This is a genomic window from Streptomyces rishiriensis (assembly GCF_030815485.1).
In the GTDB taxonomy this organism is placed as follows: domain Bacteria; phylum Actinomycetota; class Actinomycetes; order Streptomycetales; family Streptomycetaceae; genus Streptomyces; species Streptomyces rishiriensis_A.
Window position 1 is genome coordinate 6,321,455 of the sequence record NZ_JAUSWV010000002.1, and the last position, 18,080, is coordinate 6,339,534.

Annotated in this window: 14 protein-coding genes and 1 riboswitch; of the genes, 10 read left to right on the plus strand and 4 right to left on the minus strand. The window is 71.9% G+C overall.

Annotated elements, in window-relative coordinates:
* The first annotated feature begins 39 nt into the window (after positions 1-39).
* Positions 40-1,101, plus strand: a complete 1,062-nt coding sequence (locus QF030_RS30650; RefSeq protein WP_307165808.1) for a CobW family GTP-binding protein — start codon at positions 40-42, stop codon at positions 1,099-1,101.
* Here QF030_RS30650 and QF030_RS30655 read toward each other — a convergent pair.
* A complete protein-coding gene (locus QF030_RS30655) occupies positions 1,098-3,578 on the minus strand; it encodes a DNA gyrase/topoisomerase IV subunit A (protein ID WP_307165809.1) in 2,481 nt (826 codons plus the stop codon). The genes QF030_RS30650 and QF030_RS30655 overlap by 4 nt on opposite strands.
* A gap of 270 nt (positions 3,579-3,848) precedes the next feature.
* On the opposite strand from QF030_RS30655, the gene QF030_RS30660 reads away from it, so the two are divergent.
* The 4 genes from QF030_RS30660 (at position 3,849) to QF030_RS30675 (ending at position 8,597) form a co-directional block, all read left to right on the plus strand.
* The gene (locus QF030_RS30660; RefSeq protein ID WP_307165810.1) at positions 3,849-5,198 is read left to right on the plus strand and encodes a M16 family metallopeptidase; all 1,350 of its coding nucleotides are present in this window, start codon (positions 3,849-3,851) and stop codon (positions 5,196-5,198) included.
* Positions 5,195-6,583 carry a M16 family metallopeptidase gene (locus tag QF030_RS30665; RefSeq protein ID WP_307165811.1) on the plus strand — a complete coding sequence of 463 codons (1,389 nt, stop codon included), beginning with the start codon at positions 5,195-5,197 and terminating at the stop codon, positions 6,581-6,583. Before QF030_RS30660 ends, QF030_RS30665 begins: the two co-directional genes overlap by 4 nt.
* 202 nt (positions 6,584-6,785) lie before the next feature.
* Positions 6,786-6,954, plus strand: a riboswitch (cyclic di-AMP (ydaO/yuaA leader).
* A gap of 14 nt (positions 6,955-6,968) precedes the next feature.
* Complete coding sequence (locus QF030_RS30670; protein ID WP_307165812.1) at positions 6,969-7,712, plus strand: M23 family metallopeptidase; 744 nt, start codon at positions 6,969-6,971, stop codon at positions 7,710-7,712.
* Between the two features lie 189 nt (positions 7,713-7,901).
* Positions 7,902-8,597, plus strand: coding sequence for a GntR family transcriptional regulator (locus QF030_RS30675; protein WP_307165813.1), 696 nt, complete (start codon positions 7,902-7,904; stop codon positions 8,595-8,597).
* A gap of 228 nt (positions 8,598-8,825) precedes the next feature.
* On the opposite strand, the gene QF030_RS30680 is transcribed toward QF030_RS30675, so the two are convergent.
* The gene (locus QF030_RS30680) at positions 8,826-9,107 is read right to left on the minus strand and encodes an HPr family phosphocarrier protein (protein ID WP_020125117.1); all 282 of its coding nucleotides are present in this window, start codon (positions 9,105-9,107) and stop codon (positions 8,826-8,828) included.
* 180 nt (positions 9,108-9,287) lie between these two features.
* Between QF030_RS30680 and QF030_RS30685 the strand changes: the two genes are divergently transcribed.
* The 4 genes from QF030_RS30685 to QF030_RS30700 all read left to right on the plus strand — a co-directional run bounded on the left by QF030_RS30685 (position 9,288) and on the right by QF030_RS30700 (position 14,880).
* Positions 9,288-12,101, plus strand: a complete 2,814-nt coding sequence (locus QF030_RS30685) for a bifunctional acetate--CoA ligase family protein/GNAT family N-acetyltransferase (protein WP_307165814.1) — start codon at positions 9,288-9,290, stop codon at positions 12,099-12,101.
* 223 nt (positions 12,102-12,324) lie between these two features.
* The gene (locus tag QF030_RS30690) at positions 12,325-12,921 is read left to right on the plus strand and encodes a DUF5998 family protein (protein WP_307167747.1); all 597 of its coding nucleotides are present in this window, start codon (positions 12,325-12,327) and stop codon (positions 12,919-12,921) included.
* Positions 12,921-14,165 (plus strand): alkaline phosphatase family protein, encoded by a 1,245-nt coding sequence (locus QF030_RS30695; RefSeq protein ID WP_307165815.1) that lies wholly within the window; start codon positions 12,921-12,923, stop codon positions 14,163-14,165. The genes QF030_RS30690 and QF030_RS30695 overlap by 1 nt, the downstream gene beginning before the upstream one ends.
* A gap of 67 nt (positions 14,166-14,232) precedes the next feature.
* Positions 14,233-14,880: a thymidine kinase gene (locus QF030_RS30700; protein WP_307165816.1), complete on the plus strand. Its 648-nt coding sequence runs from the start codon at positions 14,233-14,235 to the stop codon at positions 14,878-14,880.
* Between the two features lie 25 nt (positions 14,881-14,905).
* On the opposite strand, the gene QF030_RS30705 is transcribed toward QF030_RS30700, so the two are convergent.
* On the minus strand, positions 14,906-15,706 hold the full coding sequence (locus tag QF030_RS30705) for a VOC family protein (protein WP_307165817.1): 801 nt from the start codon (positions 15,704-15,706) through the stop codon (positions 14,906-14,908).
* Positions 15,707-15,925: 219 nt separating this feature from the next.
* Between QF030_RS30705 and QF030_RS30710 the strand changes: the two genes are divergently transcribed.
* A complete protein-coding gene (locus QF030_RS30710; RefSeq protein ID WP_307165818.1) occupies positions 15,926-16,777 on the plus strand; it encodes a sulfurtransferase in 852 nt (283 codons plus the stop codon).
* Positions 16,778-16,904: 127 nt separating this feature from the next.
* Here the strand turns inward: QF030_RS30710 and sepH are convergent, their stop codons facing one another.
* The gene (gene sepH, locus QF030_RS30715) at positions 16,905-17,942 is read right to left on the minus strand and encodes a septation protein SepH (protein ID WP_307165819.1); all 1,038 of its coding nucleotides are present in this window, start codon (positions 17,940-17,942) and stop codon (positions 16,905-16,907) included.
* Positions 17,943-18,080 lie beyond the last annotated feature (138 nt).

Below are 18,080 nucleotides of genomic sequence, written 5' to 3' on the forward strand. Positions count from 1 at the left end.
CGCGCGCCGGTGCACGCGTAGGTTTCGGAAAGGTCGCACGTGTCGCAGAGCCGCAGTCCGCAGCAGATCCCGGTCGTCGTCCTCGCCGGATTCCTCGGTTCCGGCAAGACGACTCTGCTCAACCATCTCCTGCACCGCAGCGGAGGCAGCCGCATCGGGGCGATCGTGAACGACTTCGGCGCCATCGAGATCGACGCCATGGCCGTGGCCGGTGCGCTCGGCGACTCCACCGTCTCCCTCGGCAACGGCTGTCTGTGCTGCGCCGTCGACGCGGGCGAACTCGACGTGTACCTCGAACGGCTCGCCAGGCCCGCCGTCGGCATCGACGTCATCGTCATCGAGGCCAGCGGTCTCGCCGAGCCCGAGGAAATCGTGCGGATGGTGCTGGCCAGTGAGCATCCCGGCATCGTCTACGGCGGGCTCGTCGAGGTCGTCGACGCCGCGGAGTTCGACGAGACCCGGGCCAAGCACCCCGGGATCGACCGGCACCTCGTCCTCGCCGACCTCGTCGTGGTGAACAAGCTCGACCGCGCGCCCGACGCCGAGCGGGTCCTCGGCCTCGTCCGCTCCCTCACCGACCGGGCCGCCGTCGTCCCCGCCACCTATGGCCGTATCGACCCGGAGTTCCTCTTCGACTGCCGGCCGGCCGAGGAGCGTGTCGGGCAGCTCTCCTTCGACGACCTGCACGACCGCTCGGGGGGTGATCACGCGGACCACCTCCACAGCTCCTACGACAGCCTCTCCTTCACCTCCGAAGTGCCGCTCGGCCCCCGGGCTCTGATGGAGTTCCTCGACAGCCGGCCCGAGGGGCTGTACCGGATCAAGGGGTATGTCGACTTCGGCCCGCACGACCCTGCCAACCGGTACGCCGTGCACGCCGTCGGACGCTTTCTGCGCTTCTACCCGGAGCCCTGGCCGGCCGCCGCCGCCCGTCGGACCCAGCTCGTCCTCATCGGCTCCGGCATCGACACCGTCGCCCTCGGCAAGGAACTCGAGGCGTGCGAGGACGACGCCCCATACGCCGACGAGCACGGCATGTGGGGCGTCCTGCGCTACGTGCAGACCCCCGACGACGAGGCCTTCGGGGACGCCGAGGCCTAGACCGGCCCCGCCACCACCGAGACGGTCTTCGTCAGCGACACGCCCGAGCCGTCCCGCCTCGGGTCCATCTCCGGCAGCTCGGCCGGCAGGCCGTTCTTCTGCGCCGCCTTGGCGGGGACGGGCCCCGCCCAGGCCAGGGACAGGCAGTCCTCACCCTTCAGGAACCGCTGACAGCGCACACCGCCCGTGGCACGGCCCTTGCGCGGGTACTGGTCGAACGGCGTGAGCTTGGCGGTCGTCTGGACGGAGTCGTCCAGGGTTCCGCGCGAGCCCGCGATCGTGAAGACCACCGCGTCCACCGCGGGGTCCACGGCCGTGAACGAGATCACCTTCGCGCCCTCGGTCAGCTTGATGCCCGCCATGCCGCCCGCCGCGCGGCCCTGCGGACGCACCTGCGAGGCCTGGTAGCGCAGCAGCTGGGCGTCGTCGGCGATGAAGACCAGATCCTCCTCGCCGGTGCGCAGCTCGACGGCGCCGACGATCCGGTCGCCGTCCCGGAGGGTGATGACCTCCAGCTCGTCCTTGTTGGTCGGGTAGTCGGGCACGACCCGCTTGACGACGCCCTGTGCCGTGCCGATGGCCAGGCCCGGGGACGACTCGTCGAGCGTGGTCAGGCAGACCACCGTCTCGTCACCCTCCAGAGAGACGAACTCCGCCAGCGGGGCGCCGCCCGAGAGGTTCGGCGCCGAGGCCGTGTCCGGGAGCTGCGGCAGGTCGACGACGTTGATCCGCAGCAGACGGCCCGAGGAGGTGACCGCACCGATCTCCCCGCGCGCGGTCGCCGACACCGCCGAGACGATCACATCGTGCTTGGTCCGCTTGCCGTCCCCGTCCCCGTCCTCGGCGTCCTCGGCGTTCTCCGTGAAGGGCTCGCCGTTGGCCGTGCGGGCCAGCAGGCCCGTGGAGGACAGCAGGACACGGCACGGGTCGTCCGCGACCTGGAGAGGCACGGCGGTGGCCGTGGTACCCGACGACTCCAGCAGGACCGTACGGCGCTCGGTGCCGAACCTCTTCGCCACCGAGGCCAGTTCCGCCGAGACCAGCTTGCGCAGCTCGGCGTCCGAGTCCAGGATCCGGGTCAGCTCGGCGATCTCCTCGTTGAGCTTCTCCTTCTCCGCCTCCAGCTCGATGCGGTCGAACCTGGTGAGCCGGCGCAGCGGGGTGTCGAGGATGTACTGGGTCTGGATCTCCGACAGCGAGAAGCGCTCCATCAGGCGCTGCTTCGCCTCCGCGCTGTTGTCGCTGGAGCGGATCAGCCGGATGACCTCGTCGATGTCGACGAGCGCCGTCAGCAGGCCCTCCACCAGGTGCAGCCGGTCACGGCGCTTGCTGCGGCGGAACTCGCTGCGACGGCGCACCACGGTGAAGCGGTGGTCGAGGTAGACCTCCAGGAGCTCCTTGAGGCCCAGCGTGAGCGGCTGGCCGTCGACCAGTGCCACGTTGTTGATGCCGAAGGACTCCTCCATCGGCGTCAGCTTGTACAGCTGCTCCAGGACCGCCTCCGGCACGAAGCCGTTCTTGATCTCGATGACCAGACGCAGGCCGTGCGCGCGGTCCGTGAGGTCCTTGACGTCGGCGATGCCCTGGATCTTCTTCGAGCCGACCAGGTCCTTGATCTTGGCGATGACCTTCTCGGGTCCGACGGTGAAGGGCAGTTCGGTGATGACCAGGCCCTTGCGGCGGGCCGTGACGGTCTCCACCGCGACGGTGGCACGGATCTTGAACGTGCCGCGGCCGTTCTCGTAGGCGTCCCGGATGCCGGAGAGGCCGACGATCCGGCCGCCGGTGGGCAGGTCGGGGCCCGGAACGTACTTCATCAGGGCGTCCAGATCCGCGCCGGGGTAGCGGATCAGATGGCGGGCGGCCGCGATGACCTCGCCCAGGTTGTGCGGCGGCATGTTCGTGGCCATGCCGACCGCGATCCCGGACGCGCCGTTGACCAGCAGGTTCGGGAAGGCGGCGGGCAGTGCCACCGGCTCCTGCTCCTGGCCGTCGTAGTTGGGCGAGAAGTCGACCGTGTCCTCGTCGATCGACTCCGTCATCAGGCTCGTCGCCTGGGCCTGGCGGCACTCGGTGTACCGCATCGCGGCCGGCGGGTCGTCGTTGCCCAGCGAGCCGAAGTTGCCGTGGCCGTCGATCAGCGGCACGCGCATCGAGAAGGGCTGGGCCATCCGCACCAGCGCGTCGTAGATCGACGCGTCACCGTGCGGGTGCAGCTTGCCCATGACCTCGCCGACGACCCGGGCGCACTTCACATAGCCGCGCTCGGGGCGCAGGCCCATCTCGTTCATCTGATAGACGATGCGGCGGTGGACCGGCTTGAGGCCGTCACGGGCGTCCGGCAGGGCGCGGGAGTAGATGACCGAGTACGCGTACTCGAGGAAGGAGCCCTGCATCTCGTCGACGACGTCGATGTCGAGGATCCGCTCCTCGTACGAGTCGTCGGGCGGCGGGGTCTTCGTGCTGCGGCGGGCCATCGCTGCCGGCTCCTTGCTGGGGCGTGATACGGGATCTGACGCGGACCATTGTGGACCGTGGCACTGACAGCGCGGGCGAGGACCCGGCGTCGGCCGTCCGGCCCGAACGCAGGGGCATCTCCTCCACGGCTGTCCGCAGGCTACGCGATCTCGCTCTCGGCGTATGTCGTCCGGGAACTTCGCGGACCGTCCGCACGCTTGCATACAGTGGCAGGACCGGCAGGAAAACCGCGGTTTCGACGACCGCGTCCGCGATCGGAAGGGACGTACATGCCCATGGGTCACACGGCCACAGCCCAGGCAGGCTCCGGGGGCCTGACAGCGACCGAGCACCGTCTGGCCAACGGCCTGCGCGTGGTGCTCTCGGAGGACCACCTGACCCCGGTCGCGGCGGTGTGCCTCTGGTACGACGTCGGTTCGCGCCACGAAGTCAAGGGGCGTACGGGTCTTGCTCACCTTTTCGAGCACCTGATGTTCCAGGGCTCCGGGCAGGTCAAGGGCAACGGCCACTTCGAGCTGGTCCAGGGGGCCGGTGGTTCGCTCAACGGAACCACGAGCTTCGAGCGCACGAACTACTTCGAGACCATGCCCACCCACCAGCTGGAGCTCGCCCTCTGGCTGGAGGCCGACCGCATGGGCTCGCTGCTCACCGCGCTGGACGACGAGTCGATGGAGAACCAGCGCGACGTCGTCAAGAACGAGCGCCGCCAGCGCTACGACAACGTCCCCTACGGCACGGCCTTCGAGAAGCTGACCGCTCTCGCCTACCCGGACGGCCACCCGTACCACCACACGCCGATCGGCTCGATGGCCGACCTGGACGCGGCGACCCTGGAGGACGCGCGCGCGTTCTTCCGCACGTACTACGCGCCCAACAACGCGGTCCTCTCCGTGGTCGGTGACATCGACCCGGAGCAGACCCTCGCCTGGGTCGAGAAGTACTTCGGCTCCATCCCCGGCCACGACGGCAAGCCCGCCCCCCGTGACGGCGGACTGCCCGACGTCATCGGCGAACAGCTGCGCGAGATCGTCGAGGAGGAGGTACCGGCCCGTGCGCTGATGGCCGCCTACCGGCTGCCCGAGGACGGCACGCGCGCGTGCGACGCCGTCGACCTGGCGCTCACCGTCCTCGGCGGCGGCGAGTCCTCCCGCCTGTACAACCGGCTCGTGCGCCGCGACCGTACGGCCGTCGCGGCCGGCTTCGGCCTGCTGCGGCTCGCCGGAGCGCCCTCCCTGGGCTGGCTGGACGTGAAGACGTCCGGTGACGTCGAGGTGCCCGTCATCGAGGCCGCCATCGACGAGGAACTCGCCCGGTTCGCCGAGGAGGGGCCCACGGCGGAGGAAATGGAGCGGGCTCAGGCGCAGTTGGAGCGCGAGTGGCTCGACCGGCTCGGCACGGTCGCCGGCCGCGCCGACGAACTGTGCCGGTTCGCCGTCCTGTTCGGCGACCCGCAGCTCGCCCTCACCGCCGTCCAGCGCGTGCTGGACGTGACGCCCGAGGAGGTGCAGGAGATCGCCAAGGCCCGCCTGCGCCCCGACAACCGCGCGGTGCTCGTCTACGAGCCGACCGCCGCCGAAGCCCCCGCCGACCAGGACGAGAACGAGGAGGCGGCCCGGTGACCGAGCTCGCCACGATGGACTTCCACCCCCAGCCCCGGGCGGGCGAGGCCAAGCCGTGGGCGTTCCCGGCGCCCGAGCGCACCGCGCTGGCCAACGGCCTGACCGTGCTGCACTGCCACCGTCCCGGCCAGCAGGTCGTCGCCGTCGAGATCCTCCTCGACGCACCTCTGGACGCCGAACCGGCCAACCTCGACGGCGTCGCCACGATCATGGCGCGGGCCTTCTCGGAGGGAACCGACAAGCACTCCGCAGAGGACTTCGCCGCCGAACTGGAGCGCTGCGGCGCCACCCTGGACGCGCACGCCGATCACCCCGGCGTCCGGCTGAGCCTCGAAGTGCCGGCCTCGCGCCTGTCCAAGGGCCTCGGCCTGCTGGCCGACGCGCTCAGGGCCCCCGCGTTCGCCGACAGCGAGATCGAGCGCCTGGTCCGCAACCGGCTGGACGAGATCCCGCACGAGCTGGCCAACCCCTCCCGGCGCGCCGCCAAGGAGCTCTCCAAGGAGCTCTTCCCGGCCACCGCGCGGATGTCGCGCCCCCGTCAGGGCACCGCGGAGACGGTCGAGAAGATCGACTCCGCGGCCGTACGCGCCTTCTACGAGAAGCACGTCCGCCCCGCCACGGCCACCGCCGTGGTCGTCGGCGACCTCACCGGCGTCGACCTGGAGGCGCTCCTCGGCGACACCCTGGGCGCCTGGACGGGCTCCTCGGCCCAGCCGCGGCCCGTGCCGCCGGTGACCGCCGACGACACCGGCCGGGTCGTCATCGTGGACCGTCCCGGCGCCGTCCAGACGCAGTTGCTGATCGGCCGCATCGGCGCCGACCGGCACGACCGCGTGTGGCCCGCGCAGGTGCTCGGCACGTACTGCCTCGGCGGCACCCTCACCTCCCGGCTGGACCGTGTCCTGCGGGAGGAGAAGGGCTACACCTACGGTGTCCGCGCGTTCGGGCAGGTCCTGCGGTCCGCCCCGGACGGCTCGGGCGCCGCGATGCTCGCCATCAGCGGCTCCGTCGACACCCCGAACACCGGTCCCGCCCTGGACGACCTGTGGAAGGTGCTGCGCACCCTCGCGGCGGAGGGGCTGACCGACGCCGAGCGTGACGTCGCCGTGCAGAACCTGGTCGGTGTGGCGCCGCTGAAGTTCGAGACCGCCGCGGCCGTCGCCGGCACGCTGGCCGACCAGGTCGAGCAGCACCTGCCCGACGACTTCCAGGCCACGCTGTACCAGCAGCTGGCCGCGACCGGCACGGTGGAGGCCACCGCGGCGGCCGTCAACGCCTTCCCGGTGGACCGCCTGGTGACCGTTCTCGTCGGGGACGCCGCCCAGATCAAGGAACCGGTCGAAGCCCTCGGCATCGGCGAGGTGAAGGTCGTGTCCGCCGAGTAGGTCCCGGCAACGGCGCACGCGTGCGGGGGCCCTGGTCGACGAAAGCGTCACCAGGGCCTCCGTATGTCCGAATTGATGCGGAGGTTGCCCGTCTGCCCTGTGGGATGCGCTACAAAACCCGGGATTCGTTTGAGGATTGAAACCCGCGCCGCTTAGCGTCATCCGGGCTGTTCGTCAGGCAGTGCGCCGCAGCCGCGGCACCGGACAGTCATCGCCGAGTCCCCGTACGGCGCGAGCCAGGGGAGCCGGGGACCCACTTGTGAAGTCCCTGGGGTGAATCGGACGCCCGCGCGTGAACGCGAGGGGGTCCGTAGGAGACCTTCCTGCTCCGAACCCGTCAGCTAACCCGGTAGGCGAGAGGGAAGGAAAGGACACCCACGACTTCATGGCGTTCACCTGCGCGCCCGGTAAGCACCGTCGGCCCAGCCGGATGCAGCGGACCACCGCTCGCGCGGCGGGCGTCGCGGCGCTCACCACCACCGGTGTGATGGCCACCGTCGCCTCCACTCCGGCTCTCGCCGCCGAACCCAGCCCCGAGCAGACCGGGCTGATCCCCGTCGTCACCGCCTCCGCGGCCGTCGCCGAGCAGGTCGACGACCAGGTCGCCGTGCAGAAGCACGCGGCCTTCGAGGAGGCCGCCCGTCAGGCCGCGGCCAAGAAGGCCGTCGAGGAGCGCGAGGCACGCGTGCGTGCCGCCCGTGAGGCCGAGCGCAAGCGCCTCAACACCTTCGTGCTGCCGATCACCGGTTCCTACGTCTCCACCGGCTACCAGGCCAGCAGCTCCCTGTGGTCCTCCGGCAGCCACACCGGCATCGACTTCCACGCGGCCAGCGGCACCACGGTGCACGCGGTCGGGCTGGGCACCGTCGTCGAGGCCGGCTGGGGCGGGTCGTACGGCAACCAGGTCGTCATCAAGATGAACGACGGGACGTACACCCAGTACGGTCACCTGTCGTCCATCGAGGTGTCGGTGGGCCAGCAGGTCGCCCCGGGGCAGCGGATCGCCCTGTCCGGCGCCACCGGCAACGTCACCGGCGCGCATCTGCACTTCGAGGCCCGCACCACCGCGGAGTACGGCTCGGACATCGATCCGGTCGCCTACCTCCGCAACCACGGCGTGAACGTCTGACGACCCCACGGCGACGGATCGTCTTGCCCCGGCCCTTCCGGCCGGGGCTTTCGCCGTTTTCGGGGCCTCGCTGTCCAAAAAATATCCCCGGATTCCGGCCCGCCATCGGAAATTCCCGCTCATTGCAATAGAGTCACGGAACACACGTCAATCGTCGACGTTTCACGGGGATTAAGGCGGAGGTCCGTCATGCGTATTCCGGCGCACTCGGTGTGCACGGCCATTCGGGACGACATCGTCGCGGGTGTCTACGAGCGCGGCAGCCGCCTCACGGAGGAACTCCTCGCCCGCCGCTACGGCGTTTCCCGCGTCCCCGTCCGAGAGGCGCTGCGCACCCTGGAGGCCGAGGGCTTCGTCGTCACCCGGCGGCACGCGGGCGCGTGCGTCGCGGAACCGACCGAGCAGGAGGCCGCGGACCTGCTGGAGATGCGGATGCTCCTGGAGCCGCTCGGCGCCTCCCGCGCCGCCCAGCGGCGCACCGAGGCCCATCTGAAGGTGCTGCGCGGTCTCGTCCGACTGGGCCAGGAGCGGGCCAGGCGGGGCAACAGCGAGGATCTGCGCTCGCTGGGGGGCTGGTTCCACGAGACGCTCGCCCAGTCCTGCGGAAGCCACGCCCTCACGTCGATGCTCACCCAGCTGCGCCACAAGATCGCCTGGATGTACGCGGTCGAGGCCCCGGCCGACCCCGTGGAGTCCTGGGCGGAGCACGGCGCGATCGTGGACGCGGTGGCGCGCGGCGACGGCGAGCGCGCGCGGACGATAACGGCGCTGCACACCGAGCGCGCGACGGCCGCGCACCGGCTGCGCTTTTCCGGCGGTTCCGAGCGGACCGACCGTGTGAGGAGTTCGCAACCTCCCGTAAACATGACGGGTCTGCGGCATTAACACGAGGGCCGTATACAAAGAGGGGGTAATTCGCGGGGGATTATTTCTGCTGCCCGTGAACGGGAAATGCGAAGGGCTCGCCCGATAATTCGGACGAGCCCTTCAATGTCAGCGGTGCGGCACCTTCGAGGCGACGAACACCGCTACCGTCGATCGAGCGATCCCCGTGATGCGCGACCACATCCGCGAGAGCGGTGCCGGTTCGGACGCGCAAAGGGGGCCGTGTGCTCAGACGGTCTCGGGAAGCTCCTCGAGACCCTCGGCGACCAGCTTCGCCAGACGGTCGAGGGCGGCGTCCGCGCCGTCGGCCTCGGAGGCGAGGACGATCTCCTCGCCGCCCTGGGCGCCCAGGCCGAGAACGGCCAGCATGGAGGCCGCGTTGACGGGGTTGCCGTCGGCCTTGGCGATCGTCACCGGGATACCTGCGGCCGTGGCGGCCCGGACGAAGATGGAAGCGGGGCGGGCGTGAAGGCCCTCGGCCCAGCCGACGTTGACGCGGCGCTCAGCCATGTGATGCTGCCCTTCAGTGTTCAGGTTGTCTAGACCAGTGTTCCACACGTGAAGCGTGTGAGGGAGGGGTCACGTGTCCCTCCCGACGTGGTGGTCGGATCGCGGCCTCGATCCGACGTGCGTCCCCCACAGACAGACTGCCTCGCGCCGTTGTCGTACGCGAGCCGTACTCTGGGCCCCATGCAGAGCGCGTCGGACCGGCACGAGTACCCCGCCCACTGGGAGGCCGACGTGGTGCTGCGCGACGGCGGCACCGCGCGCATCCGCCCCATCACCGTCGATGACGCCGAGCGCCTGGTCAGCTTCTACGAGCAGGTTTCGGACGAGTCGAAGTACTACCGCTTCTTCGCGCCCTACCCGCGCCTGTCCGACAAGGACGTCCACCGCTTCACGCACCACGACTTTGTGGACCGGGTGGGACTCGCGGCCACGGTCGGCGGCGAGTTCATCGCCACCGTACGCTATGACCGCATTGGTGCCGACGGCATGGCCGCCTCGGCGCCGGCCGACGAGGCCGAGGTCGCCTTCCTGGTCCAGGACGCCCACCAGGGCAGGGGTGTCGCCTCCGCGCTGCTGGAACACATCGCGGCCGTGGCGCGCGAACGGGACATCCGCCGTTTCGCGGCCGAGGTGCTCCCCGCCAACACCAAGATGATCAAGGTGTTCACGGACGCCGGTTACACCCAGAAGCGCAGCTTCGAGGACGGCGTCGTACACCTGGAGTTCGGCCTCGAACCCACCGAACGCTCCCTCGCCGTGCAGCGCGCGCGGGAACAGCGCGCCGAGGCGCACTCCGTGGGTCGGCTGCTGGCGCCCGGCTCCGTGGCCGTCGTCGGCGCCGGCCGCACCCCCGGCGGTGTAGGCCGAAGCGTCCTCGGCAACCTCCGCGAGGCGGGCTTCACCGGACGGCTGTACGCGGTGAACAAGGCCTTTCCCGAGGACCTGAAGGAGCTGGACGGGGTACCCGCCCACCGCTCGGTGCGCGACATAGCGGCGCCCGTCGACCTCGCGGTCGTCGCCGTCCCGGCGGAGCAGGTCCCCGAGGCCGTCGCCGAGTGCGGCGAGCACGGCGTGCAGGGGCTCGTGGTCATCTCCGCCGGTTATGCGGAGAGCGGCCCCGACGGGCGGGAGCGCCAGCGTGAACTCGTCCGCCACGCGCGCGCGTACGGCATGCGGATCATCGGCCCCAACGCCTTCGGCGTCATCAACACCTCCCCGGAGGTGCGGCTGAACGCCTCGCTGGCCCCGGAGATGCCGAGGCCCGGCCGGATCGGTCTGTTCGCGCAGTCCGGCGCCATCGGCATCGCCCTGCTGTCCCGCCTCCACCGGCGTGGCGGAGGCGTCACCGGCGTCACAGGCGTGTCCACCTTCGTCTCCTCCGGCAACCGCGCGGACGTCTCGGGCAACGACGTCCTGCAGTACTGGTACGACGACCCCGACACCGACGTCGCCCTCATGTACCTGGAGTCGATCGGCAACCCGCGCAAGTTCACCCGCCTGGCGCGGCGCACGGCCGCCGCCAAGCCCCTGGTCGTCGTCCAGGGCGCCGGTTCCGCCCCGCAGGGGCACGCCGTACGGGCGACCCGGCTGCCGCACGCGACCGTGTCGGCGCTGTTGCGGCAGGCCGGCGTGATCCGGGTGGACACCATCACCGAACTGGTCGACGCGGGCCTGCTGCTCGCCCGTCAGCCGCTGCCGACGGGCCCGCGGGTGGCGATCCTCGGCAACTCCGAGTCGCTCGGCCTGCTGACGTACGACGCCTGTCTCTCGGAAGGGCTGCGCCCGATGCCGCCGCTGGACCTGACGACCGAGGCGTCGGCCCAGGACTTCCACGCGGCGCTGGCCCGGGCGCTGGCCGACGAGACGTGCGACGCGGTGGTCGTGACGGCGATCCCGGCGATCGGTGAGGGGTCGCCCGGAGACGCGGAACTCGCGGAGGCCCTGCGGTCGGCCGCGGCGGCCGCTCCGGCCAAACCCGTGCTCGTCGTGCACGTGGAACTCGGCGGTCTCGCCACGGCGCTGTCCGCGGCGACGAGCACCGCGCCGCGCGCGGAAGCGGCCCCCCGCGCGCGTGCCGACGCCGCCGACGCCGGGCGGCCGGTGCCCACCGCCGTCGAGCCGGCCGAGGGCACGCATCTCATCCCCGCCTACCCCGCCGCCGAACGCGCCGTCCGCGCGCTCGCGGAGGCGGTCAAGTACGCCCAGTGGCGGCGCGAGGCGGCCGACGCCGGCAAGGTGCCCGAGTACGACGACATCGACGAGAAGGGCGCCGCCGAGCTGATCGGCGGGCTCCTCGCGCGCGGGCAGGGCCTGACCCTCGGCACCGACGAGACGTGCGCGCTGCTCGGCCGCTACGGCATCCGCACCCGCCGGGCCATCGCGGCCCCCACCCCGGACGAGGCCGCGCGGGCCGCGGACGCCCTCGGCTACCCCGTCGCCCTCAAGGCCACCGCGCCGCACCTGCGCCATCGCGCCGACCTGGGCGGCGTACGGCTCGATGTGGCCGACGAGGAGCAACTGCGCCGTTCATACGCCGAGTTGACCGAGCTCTTCGGCAAGCCGGAGGAGATCCGCCCGGTCGTCCAGGCGATGGCGCCGCGCGGCGTCGACACGGTCGTCCGCGCGGTCATCGACCCGGCGGCCGGAGCCGTGCTGTCCTTCGGGCTCGCCGGAGCCGCCTCCCAGCTGCTCGGGGACATGGCGCACCGGCTCGTTCCGGTAACCGACCGCGACGCGACCTCGCTGATCCGGTCCATCCGGACCGCCCCGCTCCTCTTCGGCTGGCGCGGCTCGACGCCGGTCGACACCGCCGCCCTGGAGGAGCTGCTGCTGCGGGTTTCCCGGCTGGTCGACGACCACCCCGAGGTCGTCGCGGTCACCCTGGAGCCGGTCGTCGTCGCCCCGCACGGCCTGAGCGTGCTCGGCGCCTCCGTACGCCTCTCGCCGCCGCCGGCGCGCGACGACCTCGGACCGAGGACGCTGCCGACCTACTGACTGCCGACCTACCGACTGCGGATCTGCCGGCGGCCGGCCGGCTGAGCGGTCCGTCCGGGAACACGGTGCGGCACGCGCGCGAGGACACGCAGCCCGGGCGGCGGCCCGCCCCGTGGCGCGGTCCCCGGAGCGTCGGCGGGGCGCCGACGGCGCACAGCCCGGCCCGCGCCGACGTACCGAAGCGCTCCTGAGCGGTGCCTCGCAGTCAGTGGGTCCCCGTAGGATGGAGGGCATGGCCAAGACCAGTACGACGACCCAGGGGCTGCGCGCGGCGATCGAGCGCAGCGGCTACTACCCGGCCCTCGTGGCCGAGGCGGTGGAGGCCGCTGTGGGCGGCGAGCCGATCCGGTCGTTCCTGGTCCACCAGGAGACCACGTTCGACCAGAACGAGGTGCGCCGGCACGTGACCGTGCTGGTGCTCACCGGCAACCGCTTCATCGTCAGCCACACCGACGAGCAGGCAGCCGACACCACCTCCCCGACGCCGTACGCCACGACGTCCACGGAATCCGTGAAGATCGGCCGGATCTCGTCCGTCGTCCTCAGTCGGGTGGTCGCCAACCCCGAGTCGTACACGCCGGGCACTCTGCCGCGCGAGGTCGTGCTGACCATCGGCTGGGGCGCCGTCTCCCGTATCGACCTGGAGCCTGCCGCCTGCGGCGACCCCAACTGCGACGCCGACCACGGCTACACCGGCAGCTCGACGGCGGACGACCTCAGCCTGCGGGTGAGCGAGGCCGGTGACGGCCCGGAGACGGTCCGCCAGGCCCTGGTCTTCGCGCAGGCGCTCTCCGAGGCGACAGTGGACGTACCCCGCTGATGTCCCACCCGCATCCCCCCGCCGCCCATGACCGAGGGCGCCCCGCGGACGCCCCTTACGGCTCCGCCTCCTGGGACTTCCCCGAACCGCTCGCCGTCGGCTCCGCCCCCGTCCCCGAGTACGGCTCCGGATCCCTCGCCGACCTGCTGCCCACGCTGGCGGCGGGCATGGGCGTACCCGGTACGACCGCGGCGATCCCGGAGCTCACGCCGGCCGACCGCAACTGCGTCTTCCTGATCGACGGCCTCGGCTGGGAGCAGGTCAAGGCCCACCCCGACGAGGCGCCCTACCTCCACGCGCTGCTCGGCAGCTCGCGCGGCGGCACCGGACGTCCGCTCACCGCCGGCTATCCGGCGACCACGGCGACCTCCCTCGCCTCCGTCGGCACCGGCCTTCCCCCGGGCGCGCACGGCCTGCCCGGCTACACCGTGCGCAACCCGGCGACCGGCGCCCTGATGAACCAGCTCCGCTGGCAGCCATGGACGGCCCCGGGCGCCTGGCAGCCGTACCCCACCGTCTTCCAGCTCGCCCACGAGGCGGGCGTGCACGCCGCGCAGGTGTCGTCCCCCACGTTCCAGAACACCCCGTTGACCAAGGTCGCGCTCAGCGGCGGAACGTTTCACGGGCGGCTGACCGGCGAGGAGCGCATGGACTTCGCCGCCGAGCAACTGGCCGCCGGCGACCGTTCCCTCGTCTACACGTACTACGCGGAACTGGACGGCGCCGGGCATCGCTACGGCGTCGCCTCCGACACCTGGCGCGGCCAGCTCATGTACGTCGACCGGCTCGTCCAGCGCCTCGCCGAGCAGCTCCCCCCGCGCAGCGCGCTCTACGTCACCGCGGACCACGGCATGGTCGACGTGCCCTTCGACGAGGAGCACCGCATCGACTTCGACGCGGACTGGGAGCTGCGTGCCGGGGTCGCCCTGCTGGGCGGCGAGGGCCGCGCCCGCCATGTCTACGCCGTGCCGGGCGCCGAGGACGACGTCCTGACCTGCTGGCGCGAGGTGCTCGGCGAGCAGTTCTGGATCGCCTCCCGCGACGAGGCGATCGCCGCGGGCTGGTTCGGACCGCAGATCGACGAGCGGGTGTACGCCCGTCTCGGCGACGTGGTCGCGGCCGCCCGGGACGACGTGCTGATCATCGCGTCCGAACGGGAGCCCAAGGAGTCGGCGATGGTCGGCAACCACGGCTCGATGACCCCTGCCGAGCAGCTGGTCCCGCTGCTCGAAGTACGCTCCTGACGCCCAGGACCGTTCCCTCTCACCGACACCGTCACTGTCAACGTCACCGAAAGGCGCTCAACTTCCCATGCCCGAGCTGGTGTTCTTCTCCGGAACCATGGACTGCGGGAAGTCGACGCTGGCTCTGCAGATAGAGCACAACCGCTCCTCGCGCGGTCTGCAGGGCATGATCTTCACGCGGGACGACCGCGCGGGCGAGGGCAAGCTCTCCTCCCGCCTGGGCCTGGTCACCGACGCGGTCGAGGTCCAGGACGGCCAGGACCTCTACGCCTCCCTCGTCGACCACCTCTCGCAGGGCGGCCGCGCGGACTACGTGATCGCGGACGAGGCGCAGTTCCTTGCCGAGGAGCAGATCGACCAGCTCGCGCGCGTGGTGGACGACCTGGACATCGACGTCTACGCCTTCGGGATCACCACCGACTTCCGCTCCAAGCTGTTCCCCGGCTCGCAGCGGCTGGTCGAGCTCGCCGACCGCGTCGAGGTCCTCCAGGTCGAGGCGCTGTGCTGGTGCGGCGCCCGCGCCACGCACAACGCCCGCACGGTGGGCGGTGTCATGGTCGTGGAGGGCGCCCAGGTCGTCGTCGGTGACGTCGACCGGGCGGACACCGTCGGCTACGAGGTCCTGTGCAGGCGCCACCACCGCCGCCGTATGACCTCGGCGTCGGCCCGGGCGGCGGCCCTGTCGCCGGACGTGCTGCCGGTGCAGCAGGTCTAGCCTCCGTCGGCCTCAGGGAGCGCCGTCACCGAGGCCCCTGGATCAGGGAGAACCGGGCACCCTCGGGGTCGGCCACGCTCGCCACGCGCCCGTGCTCGCTGTCCTGGGCCGGCTCGAGGATCCGCCCGCCGAGATCGACGACCCGGCCGAGCGCCGCGTCCGTGTCGGCCACCTCGAAGTACGTCGTCCAGTGCGGCCCCCGGTCCCGGGGCAACGCGGCGCCCACCCCGTGGATGCCGGCGACCGGGCGGCCGGCGACGTGCAGGGTCAGGTGGTCGAAGTCTGCGGACACCACCGTCTCCTCGTAGCCGAAGACCGTCTCGTAGAACTTGCGGACGCTCGCGGCCTCGTAGGTCGTCAGCTCGTTCCAGGCCGGGGTGCCGGGCACGCCGGTGAGGGTGGTGCCGACGTGGGCAGCCGCCTGCCAGACGCCGAAGACGGCGCCGGAGGGGTCGGAGCCGATGGCCAGCCGCCCGGCGTCGGAGGCGTCCAGCGGGCCGACCCCGATCGTGCCGCCGCACAGGCGGACCGTTTCGGCGGTCGTGTCCACGTCGTCGGAGGCGAAGTAGGGCGTCCAGGCGACCGGGAGGTGGCGGTCCGGAGGCAGTTGACCGATGCCGGCCACCTCGCGCCCGTCGAGCAGCGCCCGCGCGTAGGGGCCCAGCTGCTGCGGGCCGGGTCGGAACTCCCAGCCGAACAGCTCGCCGTAGAACTCCTGCGTCGCGGTCAACCCGTGCGCCATCAGACTCACCCAGCAGGGTGTACCGGGCGCGTAGCGGGCGTGTGCTGCGCCGATCGGGCCGGCCGACCCACCTGCCTCGGTCATCGTCACTCTCTCCTCGGCCCCCTGAGGTGCCGTGTCGCTTCCGCCCTCGGAGGATGCCTGATAGGGGGTTTCTCGTTGGTTTACGCGCGGTTGTCGCCGTATGTCGATCGCCTGTACGGCATGTGCTCGATCCCGCACGCCCAGTGATCGAGCCTGTCCGGCCGAGCAGAGTAGCCGGACATGAGCGATGGGGCCACCCCGTGAGCGAGGATGGTGACCATGAACGCCATCATCACCGCATCGGAACTGACCGGCGACCTGGCGGGGGAGAACCCGCCGGTCGTCCTCGACGTCCGCTGGCAGCTCAGCGTGGCGAAAGCGGCGGGGGAGCCGCCGTTCGACGGGCGCGCCGCGTACGAGGCCGGACATGTGCCCGGCGCGGTCTACGTCGACCTGGACCGGGAGCTCGCGGGAGCGCCGGGCGGTCGTGGCCGGCACCCGCTGCCCGACCTCGCGCTGTTCGGTTCCGCGATGCGCCGAGCGGGTGTCTCGGCGGGCCGGCCGGTGGTCGTGTACGACGGCGGGCAGGGCTGGGCGGCGGCCCGCGCGTGGTGGCTGCTGCGCTGGACGGGTCACCCGGACGTGCGGGTCCTCGACGGCGGGTTGCCGTCGTGGCAGGGGGATCTCTCGCGTGACGTCCCCGCGCGCGCGGAGGGCGACTTCGAGCCGGTGCCGGGCGCCACGGGGCTTCTCGACGCCGACGGGGCCGCCGCTCTCGCCCGCTCCGGAGTGCTGTTCGACGCCCGTGCGGGGGAGCGGTACCGGGGTGAGGTCGAACCGATCGACCGGGTCGGCGGGCACATTCCCGGTGCCGTCTCCGCGCCCACGAACGACAACGTGGGCCCGGACGGCCGATTCCTGGCCGCCGAGGACCTGCGGGACCGCTTCGAGGGGCTGGGGGCGTCCGACGGCACCGAGGTCGGCGTGTACTGCGGCTCGGGCGTCTCCGGCGCCCACGAGGTGCTGGCCCTGGCGGTCGCGGGGATCCCGGCGGCCCTGTACGTCGGCTCCTGGTCGGAGTGGTCCTCGGACCCGGCCCGGCCGGTCGCCGTGGGCCCCGATCCCCGGTAGTCCGGCCGCGTGGAGACGTGGGGGAGGGCCGCATCGAACAGATGCGGCCCTCCCCCACGTATCTACGGGTGTGTTCACCGGATTACGCGAACCGGCCGACGCCCCGGGCGAGTTGCCCGAGGGCCGGTTACTCCTGCTTCTTCCGCCGCGTGCCGAACACGATCTCGTCCCAGCTCGGCACCGCGGCCCGGCGGCCCGGACGGACGCCGTCCGCCTCGGCCTGCCGGTCGGTGGCGCCGATGAGGCGATCGCGGTGGCTGCCCACCGAGCGCGGCATGAGGACGTCCGCGTAGGCGGATCCGGCGGAGGCGGCCGGCGCCGGGGGTTCCTCGGTGACCGGCTCCTGCTCCTCGGGCTCCTCCGCGGCGGGATCCGCCGGGCGCTCCGGCACGACCATGTCGCCACGGAAACTCGGCACCGCCTCCAACAGGCTGGTCAGCGAGTCGCGTTCCCGCTCGCCGGTGCTCTCCTCGGCCGGCTCGGACGGCTGGGCCGGCAGGCTGGGCCGGTCGAGCGCGCGGTCCAGCGGACGGTCGCGCGGAAGCCGTGCGATGCGCGGGACGAACGGGAAACTGGGCTCGGGAGCGGCCAGGTCGTCGGACTCGCCGATCAGCGAACGGGCCTCGTCGTCGACGGCCTGGACGAGCCGCCGGGGCGGGTCGTACGTCCAGCTCGCCGAGTGGGGTTCGCCCGCGACCAGGTAGACCAGCAGGACTTCCCAGGTGCCGTCGTCGCGACGCCACGAGTCCCACTGGACGGTGTCCTTGTCGGCGCCGCGCAGCACCAGACGTTCCTGGACGGCCTCGCCGAGTTGGGGGCCGGCGTTCTCGCCGGGCCGACGGACCGGAGTCTTCCGGGCTCGCTCGGCCATGAAGGCACGCTCGGCCAGCACGGGGCCCTCGAAGCGGCGCACCCGGTCGACAGGGATGCCGGCCATCTGGGCGACTTCTTCGGCGGTGGCACCGGCACGTATACGCGCCTGGATGTCACGGGGGCGGAGATGGCTCTCCACCTCGATCTCGATCTGGCCGAGGCGGGGACGGTCGCCGCGGACGGCGGCGCGCAGACGCTCATCGATCGGAAGCGTGTACTCCGTGCTGTCCGCAGCCTTCAGCACCAGCCGTGTGCCGTCATTCGAGACGGCCACGACACGCAGTTCGGGCATGGGGACCTCCCGGGTGGTGCCTGCCGACGTCACGTGCGTCGCTGCTTCCGCTAGTCGAGTGTGGCCTGCCCGGGTGCAGCCTGCCACAACCTTGCCGAGTTGCCCGGCGTGTCGGGCACAGGTCCTGCCTCGCCGTTA

Bases quoted from the DNA above. Each gene is read 5' to 3' on its own strand.
- QF030_RS30680 (WP_020125117.1), bottom strand. From the start codon at position 9,107: ATGGCTGAGCGCCGCGTCAACGTCGGCTGGGCCGAGGGCCTTCACGCC.
- QF030_RS30695 (WP_307165815.1), top strand. From the start codon at position 12,921: ATGTCCCACCCGCATCCCCCCGCCGCCCATGACCGAGGGCGCCCCGCG.
- QF030_RS30710 (WP_307165818.1), top strand. From the start codon at position 15,926: ATGAACGCCATCATCACCGCATCGGAACTGACCGGCGACCTGGCGGGG.
- QF030_RS30685 (WP_307165814.1), top strand. From the start codon at position 9,288: ATGCAGAGCGCGTCGGACCGGCACGAGTACCCCGCCCACTGGGAGGCC.
- QF030_RS30700 (WP_307165816.1), top strand. From the start codon at position 14,233: ATGCCCGAGCTGGTGTTCTTCTCCGGAACCATGGACTGCGGGAAGTCG.
- QF030_RS30660 (WP_307165810.1), top strand. From the start codon at position 3,849: ATGCCCATGGGTCACACGGCCACAGCCCAGGCAGGCTCCGGGGGCCTG.
- QF030_RS30705 (WP_307165817.1), bottom strand. From the start codon at position 15,706: ATGACCGAGGCAGGTGGGTCGGCCGGCCCGATCGGCGCAGCACACGCC.
- QF030_RS30655 (WP_307165809.1), bottom strand. From the start codon at position 3,578: ATGGCCCGCCGCAGCACGAAGACCCCGCCGCCCGACGACTCGTACGAG.
- sepH (WP_307165819.1), bottom strand. From the start codon at position 17,942: ATGCCCGAACTGCGTGTCGTGGCCGTCTCGAATGACGGCACACGGCTG.
- QF030_RS30690 (WP_307167747.1), top strand. From the start codon at position 12,325: ATGGAGGGCATGGCCAAGACCAGTACGACGACCCAGGGGCTGCGCGCG.
- QF030_RS30670 (WP_307165812.1), top strand. From the start codon at position 6,969: ATGGCGTTCACCTGCGCGCCCGGTAAGCACCGTCGGCCCAGCCGGATG.
- QF030_RS30675 (WP_307165813.1), top strand. From the start codon at position 7,902: ATGCGTATTCCGGCGCACTCGGTGTGCACGGCCATTCGGGACGACATC.